At 67.1% G+C, this 22,439-nt stretch carries 13 protein-coding genes and 1 pseudogene; 8 read left to right on the top strand and 6 right to left on the bottom strand.

What is annotated here, in order from left to right; genetic code table 11:
• Positions 1–121 precede the first annotated feature (121 nt).
• On the bottom strand, positions 122–1,276 hold the full coding sequence (locus JYK02_RS11215; protein WP_207050916.1) for an acyl-CoA dehydrogenase family protein: 1,155 nt from the start codon (positions 1,274–1,276) through the stop codon (positions 122–124).
• 109 nt (positions 1,277–1,385) lie between these two features.
• Between JYK02_RS11215 and JYK02_RS11210 the strand changes: the two genes are divergently transcribed.
• The gene (locus tag JYK02_RS11210; protein WP_207050915.1) at positions 1,386–2,123 is read left to right on the top strand and encodes a competence/damage-inducible protein A; all 738 of its coding nucleotides are present in this window, start codon (positions 1,386–1,388) and stop codon (positions 2,121–2,123) included.
• 18 nt (positions 2,124–2,141) lie between these two features.
• Here the strand turns inward: JYK02_RS11210 and JYK02_RS11205 are convergent, their stop codons facing one another.
• Positions 2,142–7,211: a tetratricopeptide repeat protein gene (locus JYK02_RS11205; protein ID WP_207050914.1), complete on the bottom strand. Its 5,070-nt coding sequence runs from the start codon at positions 7,209–7,211 to the stop codon at positions 2,142–2,144.
• Between the two features lie 729 nt (positions 7,212–7,940).
• On the opposite strand from JYK02_RS11205, the gene JYK02_RS11200 reads away from it, so the two are divergent.
• The 3 genes and pseudogenes from JYK02_RS11200 to JYK02_RS11190 all read left to right on the top strand — a co-directional run bounded on the left by JYK02_RS11200 (position 7,941) and on the right by JYK02_RS11190 (position 11,981).
• The gene (locus JYK02_RS11200; RefSeq protein ID WP_207050913.1) at positions 7,941–10,046 is read left to right on the top strand and encodes a tetratricopeptide repeat protein; all 2,106 of its coding nucleotides are present in this window, start codon (positions 7,941–7,943) and stop codon (positions 10,044–10,046) included.
• Between the two features lie 240 nt (positions 10,047–10,286).
• A pseudogene (locus JYK02_RS11195) lies at positions 10,287–10,451 on the top strand (transposase domain-containing protein); the annotation flags it as partial.
• A 405-nt stretch (positions 10,452–10,856) separates the two neighbouring features.
• Positions 10,857–11,981 (top strand): hypothetical protein, encoded by a 1,125-nt coding sequence (locus tag JYK02_RS11190; RefSeq protein WP_207050912.1) that lies wholly within the window; start codon positions 10,857–10,859, stop codon positions 11,979–11,981.
• A 5-nt stretch (positions 11,982–11,986) separates the two neighbouring features.
• Here the strand turns inward: JYK02_RS11190 and JYK02_RS11185 are convergent, their stop codons facing one another.
• From JYK02_RS11185 to hutH, 3 genes are all read right to left on the bottom strand, one after another.
• A complete protein-coding gene (locus tag JYK02_RS11185) occupies positions 11,987–13,372 on the bottom strand; it encodes a serine hydrolase domain-containing protein (protein WP_207050911.1) in 1,386 nt (461 codons plus the stop codon).
• Positions 13,373–13,374: 2 nt separating this feature from the next.
• A complete protein-coding gene (locus JYK02_RS11180) occupies positions 13,375–14,475 on the bottom strand; it encodes a serine hydrolase domain-containing protein (RefSeq protein ID WP_207050910.1) in 1,101 nt (366 codons plus the stop codon).
• 94 nt (positions 14,476–14,569) lie between these two features.
• Positions 14,570–16,096: a histidine ammonia-lyase gene (gene hutH / locus JYK02_RS11175; protein WP_207050909.1), complete on the bottom strand. Its 1,527-nt coding sequence runs from the start codon at positions 16,094–16,096 to the stop codon at positions 14,570–14,572.
• A gap of 145 nt (positions 16,097–16,241) precedes the next feature.
• On the opposite strand from hutH, the gene JYK02_RS11170 reads away from it, so the two are divergent.
• The 4 genes from JYK02_RS11170 (at position 16,242) to JYK02_RS11155 (ending at position 21,410) form a co-directional block, all read left to right on the top strand.
• Entirely contained in the window at positions 16,242–17,519 is a 1,278-nt protein-coding gene (locus JYK02_RS11170; RefSeq protein ID WP_207050908.1) for an aspartate kinase, read from the top strand.
• 38 nt (positions 17,520–17,557) lie between these two features.
• A complete protein-coding gene (locus JYK02_RS11165; protein WP_242588649.1) occupies positions 17,558–17,938 on the top strand; it encodes a ComEA family DNA-binding protein in 381 nt (126 codons plus the stop codon).
• Positions 17,939–17,947: 9 nt separating this feature from the next.
• The gene (locus JYK02_RS40745) at positions 17,948–20,056 is read left to right on the top strand and encodes a zinc-ribbon domain-containing protein (protein ID WP_207050907.1); all 2,109 of its coding nucleotides are present in this window, start codon (positions 17,948–17,950) and stop codon (positions 20,054–20,056) included.
• A 154-nt stretch (positions 20,057–20,210) separates the two neighbouring features.
• The gene (locus tag JYK02_RS11155) at positions 20,211–21,410 is read left to right on the top strand and encodes a glycosyltransferase family 2 protein (RefSeq protein ID WP_207050906.1); all 1,200 of its coding nucleotides are present in this window, start codon (positions 20,211–20,213) and stop codon (positions 21,408–21,410) included.
• A 113-nt stretch (positions 21,411–21,523) separates the two neighbouring features.
• Here JYK02_RS11155 and JYK02_RS11150 read toward each other — a convergent pair whose 3' ends face one another.
• Positions 21,524–22,384, bottom strand: a complete 861-nt coding sequence (locus tag JYK02_RS11150) for a CHAP domain-containing protein (RefSeq protein WP_207050905.1) — start codon at positions 22,382–22,384, stop codon at positions 21,524–21,526.
• Between the last annotated feature and the right edge of the window lie 55 nt (positions 22,385–22,439).

Here is a 22,439-nt window from a genome sequence, read left to right as displayed (position 1 = left end):
GAGCGCAGGCCACCGGACGCCCCGGTGGGCCTTCTGATGGCGCTCAGGATACGGATGGCGTGAAGGGCTGCCAGAGGGAGAAGTTATCCTGGGACTGCCACCACCAGTCGTGTCAGGCGCTCTAGGTGAACGAGCGGGGCAACCCCAGTACGTGCTGGCTGATGTACGACAGGGCCATGTTCCGGCTCACGGGCGCGTTGATGAACAGGCGCACCTCGCGGAACTTGCGCTCCACGTCGTACTCCTCGGCGAAGCCATAGCCGCCGTAGGTGTCCATGCAGGCGTTGGCGGCCTCCCATGCGGCCTCCGCGGCCAGGTACTTCGCCATGTTCGCTTCGGCCGCGCAGGACTGATGGCTGTCGAAGAGCGTCGCCGCCTGCTCCGTCAGCATCGACGCGGCGGTGAGCGCCGTGTGCGCCTTCGCGATGGGGAACTGCACGCCCTGGTTTGCCCCAATGGGCTTGCCGAACACGACGCGCTCCTGCGCATACGCGACGGCCTTCTCGATGAACCAGCGGCCATCCCCGATGGCCTCCGAGGCGACGAGCACCCGCTCCGCGTTCATGCCGTCCAGGATGTACGAGAAGCCCTTGCCCTCCTCGCCAATCAGCCCCTCGGCGGGCACTTCGACGTTCTCGAAGAACAGCGCGTTCGTCGCGTGGTTGAGCATGGTCCGGATGGGCCGGACCTCCAGCCCCTGCGTCTTGCGCAGGTCGAGCAGGAACACGCTCAGCCCATCCGTCTTCTTGCGCACCTCCGCCCGGGGCGTCGTCCGCGCGAGCAGGAGCATCAGGTCGGACTGGAGCACGCGCGAGATGAAGATCTTCTGGCCGTTCACGACGTAGCGGTCGCCGTGCCGCACCGCCGTCGTCTCGATGGCGGTGGTGTCCGAGCCGGAGTTCGGCTCCGTTACCGCGAAGGCCTGGAGCCGCAGACGCCCGGCCGCGATCTCCGGCAGGTACCGCTGCTTCTGCTCCACGGAGCCGTGACGCAGCAGCACGTTCATCACATACATCTGCGCATGGCAGGCGGACGCGTTCCCGCCGAAGTGGTTGATTTCGCCCAGCACGACGGCCGCCTCGCGCAGCCCCAGCCCCGCGCCGCCGTACTCGGTGGGAATCAGTGCGGCCAGCAGGCCGGCCTCCGTGAGGGCATTCACGAAGTCGTGGGGGTATTCACGCTCCGCGTCCAGGGTCCGCCAGTACTTGGGGGGGAAGCGGTTGCACAGCGCACGCACGGACGCGCGGATCGCGTCCCGGGTCTCATGGGAGTCCATGCGCGAAGGATGTCCGTCCGCTCCTGCTGACTCCAGGACAGGGCGGGTCCGCGCGGCAGCAGCACGCGAGTCCACCCCCGGGGTCCGTTGGAGTAGAGTCCGCGGTCCCATGGAGCGCACCGGCGCGGCGGCGATCATCATTGGCAACGAGGTCCTCACCGCCAAGGTGAAGGACGAGAACGGCCCCCACCTCATCCAGCGGCTGCGGGAGCTTGGCATCCCGCTGGTCTCGGTGGAGACCATCCTGGACGACGTGGACGCCATCGTGGACGCGGTGGCCCGCGCCCGGCGCAAGGCCCGCTACGTCTTCACCAGCGGAGGCATTGGCCCCACCCACGACGACGTCACGGTGCGCGCGGTGGCGCTCGCGCTGGGCCGGCCCGTGGTGCGCCTGCCCGAGATGGTGTCGGCCATCCAGGCCCGCGCGGGCACGTCGCCGGTGACGCCGGAGTCGCTGCGCCTGGCGGATGCGCCCGAGGGCGCGGTGCTCCTGGCCCAGCCGGGCATGTGGTTCCCGGTGCTGACGGTGGGGGACCTCTTCCTGCTGCCGGGAGTGCCGCAGCTCTTCCGGCTGCAGCTGGAGACGGTGCTCTCACGGCTGAGCGGCACGCCGGTGCACCTGATCAACCTGTACTTCAACCTGGGCGAGAGCGCCCTGGCGGCCGTGCTGGACCGCGTGGCGCTGGACATGCCCCACGTGGCCATCGGCTCCTATCCCGTCTTCGACGCGGCCATGGACTACCGCGTGAAGGTGACGGTGGAGGCCATGGACCGGGCCCACGTGGACGACGCCGTGGGCCGGCTCTTGACGGGGCTCCCGACGGACGCGCTGGTCCGCCGGGAGTAGGTAGGGCTCGGAAGACGGCTACAGCGCCAGGCCGAGCCGCTGGCGCAGCCGGAAGAAGTCGTCCGTGAGCAGCCACGACAGCAGGGCCTTCAGGTCCGCGCGCTCGCGCACGGCCTGGAGGATGGCGTCGGTGCCCTCCTGCTTGTTGGCCACCACGTTCGGATCCTCGCGCAGCACCATGGTGAGGCCCACGGACGGGTCGCCGCACACCAGCAGGCCCGCGCGGTCCGCCGAGTAGCCGAGCGCGTCCACCACCGTCGCCACGTCGATCTTCGACTGCTCCGACAGCGTCTGCGCGGGGCCTTCCGAGGCCTTCATCGCCTTGCGGCTGAACGCCTTCTTGAGCTGCTTCGTCGTCTCGTCGTTGCGCCGGCCCAGGCCGTTGAACTGCTGCACGTGCACGCGGATGGCGTTGCCAAACAGGTCCACCGTCTCGCCCTGGGACAGCTTGGAGAGGACGGCCGTCTTGTTGAGCAGGCCCAGCACCGCCTTGCCGATGAGGAACTTCTGCTCACGGGCGTTGAAGCGGCGCACGACGTCCTGGCCCACGCACAGGGACAGGGGCTCCGTCGTCTCCAACTGCAAGAGGCCGCGCCGGGCGAGGTAGACCTCGAACTCCTCCACGCCGAAGGTCTGCGCCACCGCGCGCACGGCCTTGAACACGGCCGAGTCCGGCTTGAGCTTGTCCTGCTTGGGATTGACGCCGAGCATCTCGAACTGCGGCGGGTGCACCTTGCCCAGGTGCTCGCCCATGGCGCGCAAGAGTTCCGTCAGCGGGCCGCGCGCGGCCGGGTGCATGAGGACGGTGTCCACGTCCGTGGCGGGCAGCGCCTCGCGGGGCTCCTGCGGCTGCCGGACGCGCGCCTCCGAGTAGAAGGCCTGCTCCACCTCGTTGGTGGCGCGCATGAACGTCAGCACCGCGGCGACGGCGAAGGCCTTGTCCTGTTGCTTCTGCGCTTCCCACAGCTTGAACAGCGCGTGCAGGCTGTCCACTCGCGAGGGGTCCTGGCGCAGGATCTGCCGGTGCTCCTCGATGGCGAGCGGGTAGCTGGCCATGTCGCGGCCATACAGCTCCGCCAGCGCGGCGCGGGCCTGGAGGTTCTGGCCGTCCTGCTCCACGAGTTGCCGGTAGATGACGGTGGCGCGAGCAGGCTCCGCCAGCGGACCCGCGTAGAAGCTGGCCACGCGGATGCGCAGGGCCACCGCGCGCTTGACGTCCGAGGACGCCGTAGCGGCCGCCTGGGCCTCCAGCATCTGCGCCAGCTCCGGCAGGTTGCGCTGGCGCTCGTAGAGGACCACCAGCCGGTCCACCAGCGTGGGCTCACCCGGCGTCAGCTCCAGCGCCTTCTTGTAGAGCGCCGTGGCGGAGGCGACGTCGCCCAGGCCCTCGTCGTGGATGCGCGCCAGCTCCACGGTGAAGCGCGCGCGAGCGTCGTTGGGCAGGTCCTGATCCAACAGGCGCCGCAGGCAGTCCACCGCGCCGCCGAAGTTGCGGCCCTGCGCGTACACCGTGGCCAGCCGCTCCAGCGCCTCCGGGTGGCGGGGCAGGGTGGCCAGCGCCGTCTGGAGGTGCGCGGCCGCGCGGCCCGGGTCGCCCAGGTGCTGCTGGTAGAGCGCGCCCAGCGTCAGGTGGTGCTGCGCGAGCACGCGAGGGTCACCGCCCTGCTGCACGCGCTGGCCGAGCATCTGCGCGGCCTCCGCGTACTGCTGCGCCTCCAGCAGGAGCAGGCCGCGCGTCTCCAGCGCGTCGGGGAAGCCGGGGCGGGCCGTCAGGGCCTTCTCCAGCACCGCGAGCGCACGGGCACGGTCGCCCAGGGCCACGTTGTGCAGCCGGGCCGCGGTGACGTACGCCGCCGCCGCTGCTTCCACGTCACGCTGCGCGAGCCGGGCCTCGGCGCGCCGCTCGTGCAGGGCCGCGAGGTCGGAGGAACCGCCGCGCTGCGCGAGCAGCTCCTCCAGGCCGGTGGCGGCGCCCGGGTGCAGCGGGTCGCGCTCCAGCGCCAGGCGGTACAGGGCCGCGGCGCCGTCGGGATCATTGAGCTTCTGGGCCGCGAGCTTCGCGGCGGCGACGAAGCCCTCGATGGCGCTCTTGGCGTCGCGGCTCGCGCGGGCCTCGGTCTCCATCATGGTGCGGGCGGTGGCGAAGTCGCCGCGGCGCAGGGCCACGCGGCGGGCACCCTGGAGCGCGGGGAGGCACTGCGACTGGAGCTCCAGCGCCTGCCGGTAGAGGGCGGCGGCCTGCTCCAGGTCGGGGTTCTTCTCCGCCAGCTCGGCGGCGCGCAGCAGCAGCTCCAGCGCCTCCGTGGCGTCGGTGGTGACGGCCAGCCGCATGCCGTACATGCGCGACAGGGCGGCGGTGTCCCCGCTCTGGCGCAGCACGCGCTCCAGGCTGAAGGCGAGCCTCGCGTCGGACGGGTCCGCGTCGAACGCGCGCTGGTAGACCTCCAGGGTGCGCTCGGTGGGCGGGCCCTTCTCCTGATCCGCGGCGGCCAGCAGGCGCAGGGCGCTGGACAGGCGCGTGTCGGTGACGCGCTCGGCGATGCGGGTGCGCAGCTCCGCGCGGCGGGGGCGGTCCGAAACGCGGATGCGCTCCAGCAGCGTCAGGGCGGTGAGGTTGCCGGGCTCCAGGCCCAGCACGGACTCGCAGCACTGCGCGGCGCGGGACGGCTCCTGGAAGCGGTCCAGGTACAGCCGCGCGAGCTTGAGGTACGCGGTCACCTTGGCCGCGGGCGTCTGGCCCACCTGCGTCTCGCGGTCGAGGATGGAGACCAGCTCCTTCACGTTGTCCTGCGCGACGTACAGGCGCTCCAGTGCGCGCAGCGTGGCTGCGTGGCCCGGCGTGAGACGCAGCACCTCCTGGTAGCCGTCGATGGCCAGCTCCGGACGGCCGAGCTGATCCTCCCAGATGGCGGCGGCCTGGTAGAGCGCGTTGGCGCGCTCCAGCGGGTCGGTGCGGTTGGCGGCGTCCGCGCGAAGCACTTCCACGAGGCTCTCCCACGCGCCGTGGGCCCGGTGGATGCGGGCCAGCGCGCGCAGTGCCGGGAAGTAGCTGGGCGCCAGCATCAGCGCCTCCTGGTACGACGCCAGCGCCTCGTTCTCCTGCTTGAGGCGGTGCTCGTACAGCTCGCCAATCTTGTAGATGAGCGCGGCGGCCGCGTCGGTGGAGGCCGAGATCTCGGACTCCGCGCGGTACATGTCGATGAGCTTCTCCCAGCGGCCGTCCTGCGCGTACAGCCGGCCCAGGGCCTTGAGCGCGGGCAGGTACGAGGGCGACAGCGCGAGCACGCGCTCATACGCGGTGATGGCGCCCACGCGGTCCTTCAGGTGCTCGTCGAGGATCTCCGCGTTGCGGTGGAGGAGCGACAGCACCTGCTTGGTGTCGCCGGCGAAGGACGCCTCCAGGTCGTTGGTCTCCAGCAGCTCGCGGTAGCGCCCGGCGCGCTCGTAGAGGCGGGCCAGGTTGCGCAGCGTGGGCAGGTGATCCGACGCCAGGTCGAGGATGCGCTTCATGCACTCGATGGCGTGGTCGAGGTCGCCCAGGCGGTCCTCGTAGATGACCGCCATCTTGTTGAGCGTGGTGATGACCTGGTCACGGTCGGACGTCTGGAGCAGGTCCTGCTCGAACATCGACACGAGCTCGGCGAAGCGGCCCTGGCGCTCGTAGAGGCGGGTGAGGGCCTTCTGCGCGGGGAGGTATCCCGGCTGGAGCTGGAGGCACGCGTTGTAGCGAGCAATCGCGTCCTCCTGGCGGCCCAGACGCTCTTCCAGGATCTCCGCCGCCTTGTACATGCGAGCGGCCTTGCCCTTGGCGTCCTCGGCGGCGGTGACCTCCGCGTCGAAGACGGCGACGAGGCCTTCCCAGTTCTGCATCCGGTACGACAGCTTGCCCAGGCCCGCGAGCGCGGCGGCATGGCTGGGGATGCGGGAGAGGATGGCCTGGTAGCGGGCGGCGGCCTCCTGGTCGCGCTTGAGGTCGTCCTCGTACAGCGCGGCGAGGCGCAGGTTGATGGCGACGAGCTCGCTCTCGTCGTTGATGGAACCCACCCACGCGAGCAGCACGTCGGCCAGCTCCTCGAACCGGCCCTGCGTCTCGTAGATACCGGCGAGCGCGCTGAGGACCAGGGGCTCATGCGGGCTCACGCGGCGGGCGGCGAGCAGCGCGGACAGGGCATCGTCCTTGCGGCCCAGGCGGTCATGGGCCTTGGCGATGTGGAGGTACGCGGGGGCGCCCTGGGAGCCCTGGCCCTCGGCCTCGGAGAGGAGGGCGGAGAGCAACTCATCGGTGCGGCCCTCGCGCTCGGCGACGCGCTTGATGGCGGCCTGGAGCAGCGGGTCGGAGCGGTCGAGCGCGAACGCCTCACGGAACGCCGCCGCAGCGGCCTCCTTCTGCTTGAGGCGCTCCTCCAGGACCATGCCCGCGGAGGTGAGGTAGTGGGCGCGAAGGGACGGAGGAACGACGGCGGCGGCAAGCAGCCGGTAGATCTCCACCAGCGCGCCCGCGTCGTTGCGTGACGCGTAGACGGACTCGAGCTGCGTGAGGAGCGTGACGTCCGTGGGCTTGCGGTCCAGGGCCTGGCGAAGCGCATCCGCGGCGTCGTTGTCGCGGGACAGGCGCTCCTCGAGGATCTGCCCCTTCTCGAAGAGGAGCGAGGCCTGCTGGCGGGGATCGTCCGACGCGATGAGCTCCGCGTCGATGAGCTGCACGACCATCTGCCAGTTGCCGACGTCGGCGAAGAGGCGGCGAGCGGCGCGGATGTTCGCGAGGAAGCGCGGCGCCAGCTTGTACGCATTCTGGAACGCGACAGCGGCGTTGCGAGGATTCTTGAGCGGCTCTTCCCAGAGCAGACCGACCTCATGGAAGAGGAGGGCGGCGGTCTGCGGCTCGGTGGTGGCGAGCGCCTTGGCCTCGCGCTCCATGGAAGCGATGCGCTCGCGGGCATCGTCCTCGGCGCTGGCGGTGGGGACGGGAGCGGGGAGGGTGGTCACGTTCTGGGCCAATGCCTGGACCGCGCCCGTCGATTCGGGGGCTCCGGGGGGAGGCACCGATGCGGAGGACGAAGGCCGCGTGACGTCATTGCGCTCGCTCATGGAAGCCGACTCCAGGCACTTTGAAATTGAGAGGGGGAGACTGAACGGGAGTTCGTACCACGCGCTCGGCTGGCCCCTCAACTTCCCGACTTTCCTGACGATTTGAGTGCAGGGGAGGCAGGCGGACAGGCGCTGGGAAGGCACTGGGGACTCGGGCTACCATTCTACTGCAGTCGCGTGGAGGGGAGTTTAGCGCCGCCTTGTCGATGACCTTACTGCTCGGCGATTCCGGCCTTCGATGCCGCGAGGTACTAAACTGCTTTGAGGAAGGACAGCAGCACCAAAAGCCATGTTGCTGCCGTCAAAGTCAGGATGCACTGGCAGTAAACCGTCACGGAGGGCATTTCACGTCACAGGAAACCCATCGTACCTTCGACTGATACTTGCCTTTATATAGAGACAGCGGATTTAGGCGATTCTTGTTTAATAGAACACAAAGAGAGTCGACGGCATGCAATGGCGATGAGTCTTCAAGAATAGGCTGAAAGCCAAAAGACAATTGTTCGACATCCATATGTTGCCCATGTGTTTGCTGTTGACTGACTGCGGGTGGCGCACCAAATGAGTCCAAGATTGTTGTCCCTACCAGAGGCAGTGCGCGAAATAGCGAACGCGACCAGGACATTGCCGTGGCACGCTGGGCGCCCAGCAGCACCCTACTTCTTTATTGTCGGAGCTGGCATTTCATATCCGCCGATTCCGCTAGCGCGGGGAATCGAAGAGAAGTGCATGGCCGCGATTCGAGAGCGCGGCGAGCAAGTTCCCAATCTCGACGGTAGCGCCATGGATAGGTATGCCGCCCTATTTCAGGCCGCCTATCCGCACGCCGAGCAAAGGCGAGCTTTCCTTCATCACCAGATCAAGTCTGCACATATTTCTGCCGCAAACCTGCGCTTGGCACACTTGGTTAGCTCAGGAAGACTAGCGAATATTGTAGTCACCACAAATTTCGATGAGTTGCTGGCAAAGGCACTGCGGCTTTTTAGGTTAGATGTTATTGTTTGCGATCATCCCGGAACAACGCGTCGCATTGATGTCGAAAGAAACGACCCCCAAATTGTTCATGTTCACGGGACTCATTGGTTTTATGACTGCTGCAATTTGAATGGTGAGATTGAGCTTCGAGCCGCCAATGACCCTGAGGCAAATGACGGGATGCGCCATTTGCTTGATCGCATTCTTTCACATCGCTCTCCGCTGGTTGTTGGGTACTCTGGATGGGAAAAAGATGTCGTCATGGGAGCCCTTCGGCGCCGACTTCGACAAGAGCCACTGAGACACAATCTCTACTGGTTCTGTTTTGAACGCTCCGAGGTCGAGAGACTTCCAGGCTGGCTTGTGGAGCACGGCAATGTTCGACTCGTTGTCCCAAGTATTCAACTGCAAGGTAAGGATGGAGCGTCTGATATTCTTGGTTCAGGCGGAATGAGACAGGATGCTGGCACAGGCACTACGTCATCTGTTGGAACTGGTGATTTGAAGACAACAAGCGCGACTCTTCCAGCTCGTCAGGTTCTTGATGCACTTGTTCGAGAATTGAATCTTGACGAGCCGGAGCTCACTCGAGACCCTTTGGATTTTTTTGAGAAATTTCTTTCGGGTCTCGTCGCTCCAGATGTCCCGGATGATGACGATACGTACTTGATTAGGTCCGTGATTCGCCGCGTCAAGGATGGTGCAGACTTGGTTAGGCGGGAAGCCGAGCAAAGTCCGGATAGGGCGATGCAGGCCGCGTTTCTTATGGGGGTGAATGGAGCTGTTCGCAGGGCGGCGTATCCGGAAGCTTTGGAGATTGCGAGGAGTGTCAATCTAACAATGCTTCTTAAGTCGCAGATTCCGGATTTAGATGGTGCTCTTGAAGCGATTTGTCGTGGAATTGCATCCGAAACCGTCAAGGCGAAGCGCGAGTGGGCTCCGATGTGGCTTGAGGCTTCTAATCTCTGGATTCGCCTATGCGAGATTGCTCAAGACCGCACAGATGGAAGTGATCCTCACTGGAACATCAGGTGGGGAATGGCAAGCAATAGCCGGGGGGCGGCACTGGTTTCAATGAACAATATTGATGGTGCTGTCGTTGTGTATGATGAAGTCGTTCGAAGGTTTGGCAGGGTTTCGGAGGCTCGGCTAAAAGAGCGTGTTGCATACGCGTTGTTCAATAAAGCCAAGGCTTTTTCAGATGCAGGAAGGTTTTCCGAGGCTGTCGCGGCATATGATGATTTCTTGACGAGATTTGGCCAAGCCGTCGAGGACGTTTTGAAGGAGCGAGTTGCCGGAGCTCTTATTGGAAAGGGCTTGTCGCTGGAGGGCGCGGGGAAGGTCGCAGACGGCGTAGCAGTGTATGAGGAGATAGTGAGGCGCTTCGGAGGCGAGGAACAGTCTGGGATGGGGGATATGGTTGCTGTTGCCTTGTTTCGAAAAGGTAGTTGTTGTTATGACATTGGAAGGTATGTAGATAGCGTTGAGGCGTATAGTGAATTAATTCGTCGCATTGAGAGTGCGCCGAAGGCTGGTTCAGATGGGATGCTGGCGCTGGCGCTTACCGGCAAGGCGAACTCGCTTTCTGATGGAGGTAGATGGGCGGAAAGCCTCGTTGTTTATGATGAGGTTGAGAGGCGATTCGGAGAGGCTTCTGATTCGTATTTGAGGATGTCTGTTGCCAGGGCTATGCATGGAAAAGGTGAGGCCCTGCAGCGGGAGGGGAAGCGTTCCGAGGCTATTGGTGTTTATGATGAAATTATCAAGCGTTATGCTGGCTCGAGCGAGCAAGAGTTGAAGGATTTGGTCGCTGCTGTTGTTATTGATAGGATGATCGCTGTCGACGGTGCTGGACTGTAACCTAACGAAAAGCGGGCCGAGCTGGTCAGAATTACGAACCGCGCGACGTGCTGCTGCGTGTGCAGACGCATCCCCACTCGCGCATCGGTGAGCTACTACCCCGCGAGTGGATGCGGCGACGCACGGCGCCCGAGTCGCCCCCAACTCAGTCACCGAACAGTTCGCTCCTCGCGGTGCTCGCCGAGCACGGTCCGCGTCTGTCATCAAGCATCTCGGCACGACGTCCACCGGGCGCTTACCTTCGTCGGCCACGAGGCCGCAGGGCAGAACCTCGCCGGCCTTTAGGCTCTCGTCGCCACCTGCGAGGCCAACGGCGTCAATTCCGAGACCTACCTCGTCGACGTACTGCTGCGCGTCCAAGCTCGCCTGAACGCCCGCATCAGCGAGTTGCTGCCGCACGGATAGAAGCATCTTCGCGCTGCTGACTCGTCCTGACGCCAGCTCACCACGTCACTTCTCTGCGCTGGAACTCGCGGTGCCCGCCGCTCACGGCCGGGCTTGGCTTCAATCGCCCTAATACGGCATTGACCGGACGGTACGCGCTACCGAGTGGAAGTCCTTCTTACTTGACCTCAAGCGCTTTCTCGCTGCGGCCACTTGCTACGACAAAACAGCGAAGTGCTATCTCGCCGTCCTGCACGTCGCTTCAATAGTCCTTTGGCTGCGCTACCAAGGAAAGCCCTCAATGCTCGCCGGCCCTCAACTCCCCGTTTCCCCTGGTGATTTGGGTACAAGGCAGGTAGGCGGACGGGCGCTGGAAAGGTGTTCGGAGCGCAGGCGGTCGGCCGTGTTGCCCCGGTGTGGAGGGGCGTGCTTGGCTCCGCACTCCCCGTGAGCCCGCCCCCCGTCGTCGATCCCCCGATTCCCGTCGCCGCGAAGGATCAGGCGGCCCTGGAGAAGTACGTGGGCCACTGCTACTCGCTGGCCCGCTACCAGTCCAAGGACGTCCTCGTGGTGGAGAGCTTCACGGGGGAGAAGCAGCTGTGGGTCAGCCCGCATTACGGCGGGTACCGCAACGCCTGGGCCGCTGCCTTCGGACCTGTGGTCTCAGGGCACGACGTCGACCACATCTACTCGAAGAACCGCGGGAAGATGTACGGCTACGGGTACGTGCGCTGCGCCCTGGTGGACTCGAAAGCCAACCAGCGGAGCGGCGAGTTCGAGTCCCTGATGGGGAAGGTGTTCGAGTCGAACCAGGCCTTCCACGGGACGCAGCAGATGCAGGCGCAGGAGATCCGCTACGCGGACGCGGTGCAGGAGGCGAAGTTGAAGCACCTCGCCTTCAAGCCCAAGGAGGGCTACGCGCCCCTCCAGCGACAGGGACAGGCCATCCTGTCGGGCTCGCGGCTGGTCGGAAAGACGACGCGGTTGACCCCACAGTCGGGGCCGCAGGTCACCGTGCCCCTGGCGCCGGTGAGCACCACGCCACCAACAACGGCGACAGTGAAGCCGCAGCTGACGCCAGTCCCCCTGAAGCCGTCACCGCCCGCGCGTCAATACCAGGTTACGGCCGTGACACTCCGCCGGGTGCCGACCTCGAACGGGATCGAGGTGGTGACAGGGACGAAGTCGTACAACTGGTCCGCCTCTGTCGTGGAGTGGCTCATGAGCGGCCTGATCACCGCCGCCAACTACAAGCGCACCCAGGAGAAGCTGGACAAGATCCTTGAGCGAGTCGGGCCGCATCTGCCGAAGAACGGCGGAGTGCTGATCGCGACCGTCTACGAGCAGCCGAACAACGCAGCCCAGTACGGCTACTCCACGGAGCTCTTCCTGTACGCCTACGTCCTGGGCATCGGCTCCACGCTCCAGGAGGCCTACCAGCACTACCTGGATGAAACCTCCCGGCCGGGCTACGCCACGCTGTCACCCGCGGCCAAGAAGAACTGGTCGAAGGTCGAACACCACGTCTGGATCCGGAGCGAGGACCGCTGAGTAGGTTACTCGTCCGCGACGTCCAGTTCCGAGATCAGCCCGGCCGCATCAAACGTGACCTTCCAGCGCAGCGTCTGGTCCTTGCCATACACAGCGCGGTAGGTCCGAGACAGGTGGTCCGCCGAATCCTCCAGGAGGACCAGGCGGCTCAGCCGAGGCATTCCACCAAGCTGGATTGGCAGCCACTCGTTCAGCTCCGCGAGCGCGTCCTTCGCGGACCCGGTGAAGTAATGGGACTCCGCCTTGCCCTGGACCAGCGAGGGCAGGAGCTGGTTCAACGTCTCAGTCCGCTCGGGGACGGCGTCGGTGATGCCGGGGGCATTCAGGAAGGGCGGGGGAGACAGGTAGAAGTTCGCCACTCCATGCGCGAGGTTGGGGACCAGCTTTCGCTGGTTCGTCAGGACGACCACAGCGAGCTTTTCGTCCGGGTAGTAGACCGTATCGGAGAGCGCCGGACCGCCGCTGTGGCCCACCTCGGGACGCCCGCGATACCGGGCCACAGTCCAGCCCACCGCGAAGCTGCCGGGCTTGCCGCTGTTGAGCGTGGGATGCGTCCACATGGCCTTGCGCAGCTCCGCGCTCAAGAGCGTGTCCGTCATCAGCGCAGCGGCGAACTTCGCCATGTCTGTGATGCTGGAGAAGAGTCCCCCGGCCGCGAGCGTGTAGTGGGGATACACGAACCAGTACTGCTGCTGGTGGTCGGTCTTCCACTGATAGGTCGCCGAGCGCTCGCGGACCACCTCGCTGGTCAGAACGACATGTCCCTCGGTGAGCGTGGCCTGATCAAATCCGCTGTTCGTCATCTGCAAGGGCGTGAAGACGCGGTCGCGCAGGAGTTGCTGATAGGGCGCACCGCCCGCCTTCTCCAGGATGTGGGCAAGGAGGACGAAGTCGTCAGATCCATAGGCAGCCTTCTCACCTGGGGTTGCCGCAAGTGGGACCTTCTTCGCCGCCTCTACCGCCACAGCGACGCTGGATACGTCGGGGTTCACCGGCCCGGGCTTCATCCCGGACGTGTGGCTCGCAAGCTGATGAACCGTGATGTCCTTCCACGCAACTGGGCAGTCGGCGATGTACTGGCAGACGCGGTCAGCCAGCTTGAGTTTCCCCTGGCCCACGAGGTCCATCAACAGCACTGCCGTGAACATCTTGGTGCCGGAGGCGATCTGGAACGCCGTGCGGGTGCTGGTCGGCGCGTTCCATTCCAGGTTCGCCGTGCCATAAGCCGCGAGCTTGATGACCTTGCCGTCACGAACCACCGCGACCGCCGCGCCAGGGATGTGATTGCGAGCCATCTCCGCGCGTAGGAATGCATCCACCTTGTCGGGTGCGCCCCAGGCCAGCTGCGTCGATCCCAGGAGAAGCAGCATGCTCCATCGTTGAATGTTCATGATCAGTTCTCTTTGGGTGCGCTCTGAAGCCCGAGAAGCGATTCCGTGAAGGCAAAGAGCTTCGAGTCATCCGGCCGCAAGTTGCTCAGGATGATGACGGTGCGGCCATCATCGAGCACACGCCAGGACACTGTGCGATAGGCGCCGCTCGTTCCGTCGTTCGTCGCGACAGTCTGGGCGGCCTGTTCCTTCGTCTCATAGGTCCGGACACGGCCACCCAGGGCATAGGCGGACCCAGGGCGTTCGACGGTCAGCAGGGCCTTCCTGGATGCGGCCGACAGGAGCTTGCCGGAAAGGACTCCGTGATTCAGGCGCAGCATGTCGTCGGCGGTGCTGTAGAAGCCGCCACCGGTCACTAGATAGTTCGGGAGGTTGTAGATGCGCCGCTCCACCTTCGGCTCCAGCGAGCGGTAGCCCAGAGCGAGGTTCGGAACGTTTCCGGCTTCGCCCGCCGCGATGCCGCTGTCCGCCATGCGCAGGGGCTTGAACACAAGTCGCTGGGCGAGCTGTGCGTAGGACTGCCCGGAGACACGCTCCAGGATGGCCTGCACGAGAATCCAATTGGAGATGTTGTAGTCAAAGCGAGTCCCCGGCGTGAACACGAGGTCGCCGCGCGCATACCGCGTCACGGCTTCAGCCTGGGGACGCGTCTCACTCTCGATGCTCGGGTCCTTCTTGAACGCGTCCATGAGCCCATTGGGCAGGCCGCTGCCGTGGCTGATCAGGTGGCGCAGGGTGATCTGCTTCCCCGTATCCGCGCGGTACTCCGGGAGGTAGGTGAGAATGGGCTCGTCGAGCGCCAACTTCCCCTCGTCCACCAGCCGCAGGACCACGATGGACGTGAGCCACTTGCCTACGGAGCCCACGAAGAACCGGCTGTTCCGAGCGAGAAGCTCCTTCGCTTCGGCGTTCTTGACCCCGAACGCCTCCACGTACTCCGCGCGAGAACCCTTGCCGACCAGGACGACACCGTTGAAGTGCGCATCCGCGGCGAACTTCCGAACCTGCTCCTGAGTCCCTGGCTCACCCGCTTGAGCTGGAAGCGCGCAGCAAAGGCCGGCCAAAAGCCCCAGGCAGATTCGCTTCAGGGGACTCACGAACATGGGGTGCCTCGACGTTGGGGCCGGCCCAAGGCGGGCCAGCCTCCCGGATACGTCGAGGATCACCCTCCATTGCGGAGGGTGTCTACAAATGTCGTCACGCCGTGGCGGACTTCACAGCCTCACGGATCGCCCCGGATTCCACCAGGGCCGTGACCGCCGTGATGTCGTGGTGCAGCTCGCGGTCCCGGTCCATGTGCGGAACCTTGCTGCGGACCAGTTCGTACGCCGCCAGGACGCCCTTGCCGGGCTTCACCGGCTGGCGGAAGTCCAGGGCCTGCGCCGCCACCAGCAGCTCAATCGCCAGGCACGAACGCGTGAACTCAGACACCTGACGGCCCTTGAGCGCTGCTGTCATGCCCATGGACACGTGGTCCTCTCGGCCCGCGGAGGAGGGGATGCTGTCCACCGACGCCGGGTGGCTCAGGATTCGCGACTCGGCCACCAGGGCGGCCGCGGTCACCTGGGCGATCATGAAGCCGCTGTTCAACCCGCTGTTCTTCGCCAGGAACGCGGGCAGGCCTGAGAGGCTCGGGTTCACCATCTGCTCCACGCGGCGCTCGCTGATGCTCGACAGCTGCGTCAGGGACATGGCCACCACGTCCATCGCCAGCGAGATGGGCTGACCGTGGAAGTTGCCTCCGGAGATGATGTTTCCCGTGTCCGGGAACACCAGCGGGTTGTCCGTCCCGCTGTTCACCTCCACCTCCAGGATGCGCCTTGCGAAGGCCAGACCCTCTCGCGCGGAGCCGTGCACCTGCGGGATGCACCGGAGGCTGTAGGGGTCCTGCACCTTGCTGCAGTTGACGTGCGTCTCCACCAGCTCGCTGCCCTTCAGGATGCGCCGCAGGTGCTCGGCGACCGCCTTCTGGCCCGCGTGCGGACGCACCGCGTGGATCTCCGGCAGGAACGGCTTGTGGCTTCCCAGCAGGCCCTCCACCGTCATCGCTCCCGCGATGTCCGCCACGTCCGCCAGCAGCTCCGCTCGCAGCTGCGTCAGCGTGCCCACCGCGCACATCGCCTGCGTGCCGTTGATCAGCGTCAGGCCTTCCTTCGCCTCCAGCACCACCGGCTTCAGGCCCGCCTTCTCCAGCGCCTGCTTCGACGGCATCCGCACGCCCTCGAAGAACGCCTCGCCCTCGCCAATCAACACCAGCGCCAGGTGCGCCAGCGGGGCCAGGTCTCCGGACGCGCCCACGCTTCCCCGCTCGGGGACCACCGGCACCACGTCCCGGTTCAGCATGTCGATGGCCAGGCTCAGCGTCTCCATCCGGATGCCGCTGAAGCCCTTCGCCAGCACGTTGGCCCTCAGCAGCAGGAGCACCCGCGCTTCCGGCAGGGGCAGCGGATTTCCCACGCCACAGGCGTGCGACAGGATGAGGTTCCGCTGCAGGTCGCGCAGGTCCTTCCGGTCGATGCGCACCTCCGCCAGCGTGCCGAAGCCCGTGTTGATGCCGTACGACGGCGTGTCACCCGCCGCCACCCGGTCCACCAACGTCCGGGAGGCCTGCACCCGCTGCGCGGCTTCAGGGGCGAGCTCCACCGTGACTTCGTGGCGGGAGACCTGGAGGATCTCCTCCAGCTTCAGGGTGTCACCATCGATGAGGAGGCGGGGGCGGGACATGTTCTGGCTACTCCGGAAATGCGGGCTGAAGTCGTTGGGCCACGAACGCTAGCGGATTCGTGGCGCGGTGGGTGGAGGCCCTTTACACCCGGGGCCTGGCGCCCATATAGCGTGCGCCCGTCCGTGCAGGGAGGTCGCAAGCCCCGTGGCCCTCATCGTCCAGAAGTACGGCGGTACCTCGGTGGGTGACACCGAGCGCATGAAGAACGTCGCTCGCCGCTGCCTCGCCGCCCAGAAGGCCGGCCATGACGTCGTCGTCGTCGTGTCCGCCATGTCCGGCGAGACGAACCGCCTGCTCAAACTCGTGGCGCAGATCACCGACCGGCCCGACGAGCGTGAACAGGACGTCGTCGTCGCCACCGGCGAGCAGGTGTCCATCGGCCTGGTCGCGCTGGCCATCCAGGCGCAGGGCGGGAAGGCCGTGAGCTTCCTCGGCCACCAGGTACGCATCGTCACCGACAGCACCTTCTCCAAGGCGCGCATCAAGAGCATCGACGCGGAGCCCATCCGCGCCGCGCTGAAGCAGGGGAAGATCGTCGTCGTCGCCGGCTTCCAGGGCGTGGACGAGGCGGGCAGCGTCACCACGCTCGGCCGCGGCGGCTCCGACACGACGGGTGTCGCGCTGGCGGCGGCGCTCAAGGCCGACGCGTGTGAAATCTATACGGACGTCGACGGCGTCTACACCACCGACCCCAACGTGTGCCCGGCCGCGAAGAAGCTGGACCGCATCACCTACGAGGAGATGCTGGAGCTGGCCAGCCTGGGCGCCAAGGTGCTGCAGATCCGCTCGGTCGAATTCGCCATGAAGTACAAGGTGCCCCTGTGGGTGAAGTCTTCCTTCACCGAGGATCCGGGCACGCTCGTCTGCGAGGAGGACGCATCCATGGAGGACGTGCTGGTTCGAGGGGTCGCCTACGACCGGAACGAGGCGAAGATCACCGTGGTCGGCGTGCCGGATCAGCCGGGCATGGCGGCGAAGCTCTTCGGAGCGCTCGACGCGAAGCACATCGTGGTGGACCTCATCGTGCAGAACCCGTCCCGCGACGGGCGCACCGACGTCACCTTCACCGTCGCCAAGTCCGACTTCACCAAGGCCCACGAGGTCGTGAAGCAGGCGGCGCAGGAAGTGGGCGCCACGGGCCTGGAGGTCGATGACGCCATCGCCAAGGTGTCCATCGTCGGCGTGGGCATGCGCAACCACTCGGGCGTGGCGGCGAAGATGTTCCAGACGCTCTCGCAGGAGGGCATCAACATCCAGCTCATCTCCACGTCGGAGATCAAGACCTCCTGTGTGATCCACACGAAGTACACGGAGCTGGCGGTGCGCGCGCTGCACACGGCCTTCGGGCTGGACGCGCCGCCTCCCGTGACGGCCAACCCGACCGTGTCGGAAGTGGACGCGCTCAAGGGGCAGAAGGCCTGAGGCCGTTCGGGCGCACGTCCGCGCTCGCGGCGCTGTCCTTGGGGTTGCTCGTCCTGGGCTTCACGGCCCGGGCGCGGTGGCCGGATTCGCGGCCCTCGCTCGACTGCCCGCCGGAGGCCGTGCGGCTGGATTCGGCGGGGCTTGCCACGTGTGGCCCGGGGACGGTGCCCACGGGGAGCCAGGCGCTCGCGCTGGGGCTCAAGCTGGACCTGAACGCGGCCTCCGAGTCCGAGCTGGCCTTGTTGCCCGGTGTAGGCCGTGACCTGGCCCGACGGCTGGTGACCGCCCGCGAGGAGCTGGGCCGGTTCGCGAGCTGGGAGGACGTGGACGCGGTGCCGGGCGTGGGTGCTGCCAAGTTGGAGACCCTCCGGGCAGCCACCGTGCTGGACTCGGCGGCGGCCAATGGGAGCGTGTGGTAAGGACGGCCGGTGCAGATCGCCTGCCCGCAATGCTCGATGCAGTACGTGCTGGATGCCCGACTCCTGCCGCCCGGCGGCGCGTCGGTGCAGTGCACGCGGTGTGGCCATGTGTTCAAGGCTTCACCCGCTGGTGTCATGGCTCCCGCGCCGAAGATTCCTCCCGCGGGTGGGGGAGACCGGGCCGGTGCGCCGTCGTCCACGCAGATCTTTGGCGGTGACAGCGGCGTGGGCTTGAAGTCCACGAACCTGTTCGCGGGTTCCACCACGGCGTCCGGTTCCTTCGTCCCGCAGCCGACGCCGCCGTCGGGGCCGTTGTCTTCGTCGGGCGTGGTTCCTCCGCCGCCGTCCGTGGCTCCAGTCGCGCCACATCCCCGGCCTCCGGTGGCGCCCGCGGTGTCCGGCACGCAGCCTCCGGCGACGGGTCCCAAGCGTGTCTTCGGGGCGATGGGGCCTGGAGTGCCGGCGGGGCCGGAAGCGGGGCAGGGCGCGGCCCCGCGCGCGTTCGGCGCTGCCTCCGCGTCGTCCTCGGGTTCGTTCCGTCTCGCGGAGCCGGGGGCTTCGGCGGCGGGGAACTCGACCCGTGCGTTCGGCGCGGTGCCGGGGCCTTCAGGCCCGCAGGCCACCGAGGCTGGTGTTTCGACCCGTGCGTTCGGCGCGGTGCCGGGCCCTTCAGGGGTACAGGGGGGCGAGGCGGGCGCTTCGACGCGTGCGTTCGGTGCGGTGCAGGGGCCTTCGGGTTCACATGCAGCCGAGGTGGGCGGTTCCACCCGTGCGTTCGGCGCGGTGCAGGGGCCTTCGGGCTCACCGGCGGCAGAGGTGGGCGGTTCCACCCGGGCGTTTGGCGCGGTTCCCGGATCCACGGGTGGGGGTGAACCGGTTGGCTCGACGTCCCGGTCCTTCGAGGACATCTCGCCCTCGGGTGCGCCCGGAGAGCCGCCCTGGTCCGCGGCTGGCGCCTCGCGCTCCAAGCTCGTTCCGGAAGGCCACGGCGACGCGCCCTGGGCGACGGCCGCTCCGACCGCGACCGTCTCCCTGCCCGACGACGACGCGCCCTTCGCTCGCACCGAGCCTTCCAGGCCCGCGCCGTCTTCCAGCGGTGCATCGCTGCTCGGCGGTGGCCTGGACCGGCCCCTTCCTTCTCGGAAGCCCTCCAGCGACCTTCCTCCGGAACTGCTCGGGGCCGCGTCCCGCACCGGCGGCTCCATCGTGATCGAGGACGGCGACAGGCGCTCCTCCACGTTGAGCCGGGTGCTGCTCGTGCTCGTGGTGCTCGCGGGCATCGTCCTGGCCGGGTACCTGGCGTATCCCGCCTTCCGTGACCGCAATTCGGCCATGCCAGCGGAGGCGGTGGACAAGAAGGATGCCGCCGTGAAGTCCCTGCGTCGCGATGACGCGGCCTCGCGCGAACAGGCCATCCAGGACCTCAAGGCCCTGGCCACCGCCCATCCGAAGTACGCCGAAGTCCAGGCCGAGCTGGCCGTGGCCTCCACCCTCCAGCTGAGCGACCTGCACGCGCAGTTCGATCAGCTGCGCTTCCACGCGGATCAGCTCAAGCGGCAGCTCGACGAGGTGAACAGCGACAGGTCGTCGCCCGGTTGGCAGGCCCAGGCGAACGCGATCCGCGCGGAGATGAGCGAGGCCGAGCGCGCCATGAATCCGCTGCGCACGGACATCGCCGAGCGGCGCAAGGTGCTCAACGCGCTGGTGGAGAACCTCCGGGTCGCCCCGGACGTGGAGCCCGCCGCCACCGTCGCCGCGCGCCTCAAGGCCCAGGCCCTCTACGCCTCGGTGACGGGCGCCTCCAGCGCCCTGGGCCTCGCGGAACGCCTGCGTCAGGCGGAGCTCACTCCGTCCTGGAGCGTCGTGGCCCGCGCGGAGTTCGCCCTCAGCTCCGGCTCTCCCGACACCACCCTCCGTGCCGTCTCCGAGGAACTGGCCACGCTGCGCAGCCAGGACCGGACCTTCCTGCGCCCCTACTTCCTGGGCGCCCGGCTGGCCCTCCGCCAGAACGACCCGGACGCGGCCCGGAACCTGCTGAACGAGCTGCTGGCGCTCAATCCCAAGCACGAGCTGGCGAAGCGCATGCTCGCCCAGCTCCCCACCGCCGCCTCGCCCTGAAGCGTTGACAGGATCACCTCCGGATCACCCTGGAGAAACTCCAGTCCTCCCCAGGGGCTTGCCGGCTCTCTCGCCCTGAAGTCCCTCTGAACGTCCAGGCACGCGCCTTGCTTTGTCCCCGGGCGTCGAGGACTCGGGGTTGGGAGGGTGGTCGATGGCGGAGGTCTTCTTCTGGTGCGCGGCGCTGGCGCTCGTGCACACGTATTTTCTCTATCCCTTGAGCCTGTTCGCCCTGGAGGGCGCGGCCCAGGTCTTCCAGAACATGCGCAAGGTGCGCTCGGGTGAGGCCGTCCGGACGGGCGCCAGGGCCGGGCCGCTGCCTTCGGTGAGCCTGGTGGTGGCCGCCTACAACGAGGCGAGCTGCATCGAGTCCAAGCTGCAGAACAGCCTGGCGCTGGACTACCCCGCGGACCGCTTCGAGGTCGTCATCGGGTCGGACGGCTCCACGGACGGCACGGACGGGCTGGTGCAGAAGTGCACCGACCCCCGCGTGCGGCTGTCGCCCGCGCCCCGCGCCGGCAAGACGACGGTGCTCAACCGCTGCATCCCGTCCGCGCACGGCGACATCGTGCTCCTGTCGGACGCGAACACGATGATCGACGCGGACGCGGTCCGGAAGATCGTCCGTCACTTCGAGGACCCGGAGGTCGGCGCGGTCTGCGGCAAGCTGCGCCTCTTCAACCCCACGAAGCAGGACTACGAGGAGAGCGCGTACTGGAACTACGAGTCCCTCATCAAGCTGTACGAGGGCAAGCGCGGCGCGGTGGTGGGGGCCAACGGCGGCCTCTACGCCATCCGGCGCTCGCTGTTCACGCAGCTGCCGCCGTCCACCATCGTGGATGACTTCGTGATTCCGCTGCGCATCCTGGAGAGCGGCTACAAGGTCGTCTACGAGGCGGGCGCCGTCGCCCACGAGGAGACGACGGAGGACTACGGCAAGGAGTTCGGCCGGCGCGCTCGCATCGCGGCGGGCAACTTCCAGAGCCTGCGCCTCGTGCCCGGGCTGCTTCTGCCCACCGCGGGCTTCCCCGCGTTCGCCTTCTGGTCGCACAAGCTCTTGCGCTGGTGCGCTCCCGCGCTGATGGCGGCGGCGCTCCTGGCCAACCTGTTCCTGCTCGACAGCCTGTTCTACCGCGTCACGCTGGGCGCGCAGCTGGGCTTCTACGCCCTGGCGTACCTGGGCCGCTCCGGCATCTTCAAGAGCGGCGCCGCGAAGAAGGCCACGTCCATCGCGTACTACTTCGTGACCATGAACATGGCCATCGCCGTGGGCTTCTGGCGCTTCCTGCGCAACTCGCAGCGCGCCGCGTGGGACCGCACCGCCCGCGTGCCGACCTCCACCACGTCGACCTGACCTTCAACCCTTTGGCAGTGCAAGCCCGTCGGTTCCCCGCGGCGCTCCGGCTGGTTCCGGAAGCGCACGGCTGGAATCGACGGGCTTTCCTTTTGGGCTCGACGGCTTGAGCCCTACCGGGCCGCGACCGCCATGGGCTTCGCGGGGCCCGAGGGCAGCACGCTGCCGAACGCGGCGAAGAGCTGGCCGGTGAGCACGTGCGGCTGGCCGGGAGCGGGGCTTCGCAGCATGTCGTTGAGCAGCTCGCCCGTCTTGGGGTCACGGGCCATGTGGGGGCGCGCCAGGTTCATCCGGTAGCGCACCACGCCCCGCTTCACGCGGTGGATGACGGTGACGGTGCCGTCCGCGTCCACGCCGTCCACCAGCCCCACATGGGTGAGGCCGTCGTTGCGCCGGCCGTCGCGGTTCTGATCATACGTCTCGCGGAAGAACACCAGGTCGCCCGGCACGGGACGCCCGTCCGTGTACACGCGGCCGTTCGCCCGGGCGTAGCGGTACATCGCGGTGACGCCGTTGTCCCCGGCCTTCAGCGTGCCCCGGAACTTCACGCCCGCCTGCGCGTACGTGGCCTCGATGAGCGCCGTGCAGTCCGCCGGGTAGCGCTTGCCGTTCACCTGCACCGAGGACTGGCCCACCAGGGCGCGCGCCGTGGCCAGCACGCGCTCGCGCGGGTTGCCCGTGGGGGCGGGGCTGACGGGCGTCTGCTTCGCGGGCGTGACGGTGGGGCGCGGCTTCGCGGGGGCCTTGCCCGGGGCCTTCGCCACCGCTGGAGTCTTGCGAGGGGTGGAGGCCTTCACGGGAGCGCGGGGGCTCTCGCGGACCGCCACTTCCGAGGACAGCGCGGCGCGCGGGAAGGCAGGCGGGGAGGCGGAGCGGTAGCGCACGGCATCCGACGCCACCCAGGCACCCACGGGGGATCCGGTCGCACAGCCCGTCGTCATCGCCAGCATCGCCATCCATGCGCCCAGCTTCATGGCCACCTCGTCCTGTAGCGTCCTGGGACGGAAGGCTCCCTCCGCTGGTGCGTGT

The organism is Corallococcus macrosporus (assembly GCF_017302985.1).
GTDB lineage: Bacteria > Myxococcota > Myxococcia > Myxococcales > Myxococcaceae > Corallococcus > Corallococcus macrosporus_A.
The sequence above is the reverse complement of the archived record's forward strand: the minus strand, read 5'-3'. Positions and strand labels throughout refer to the sequence as shown.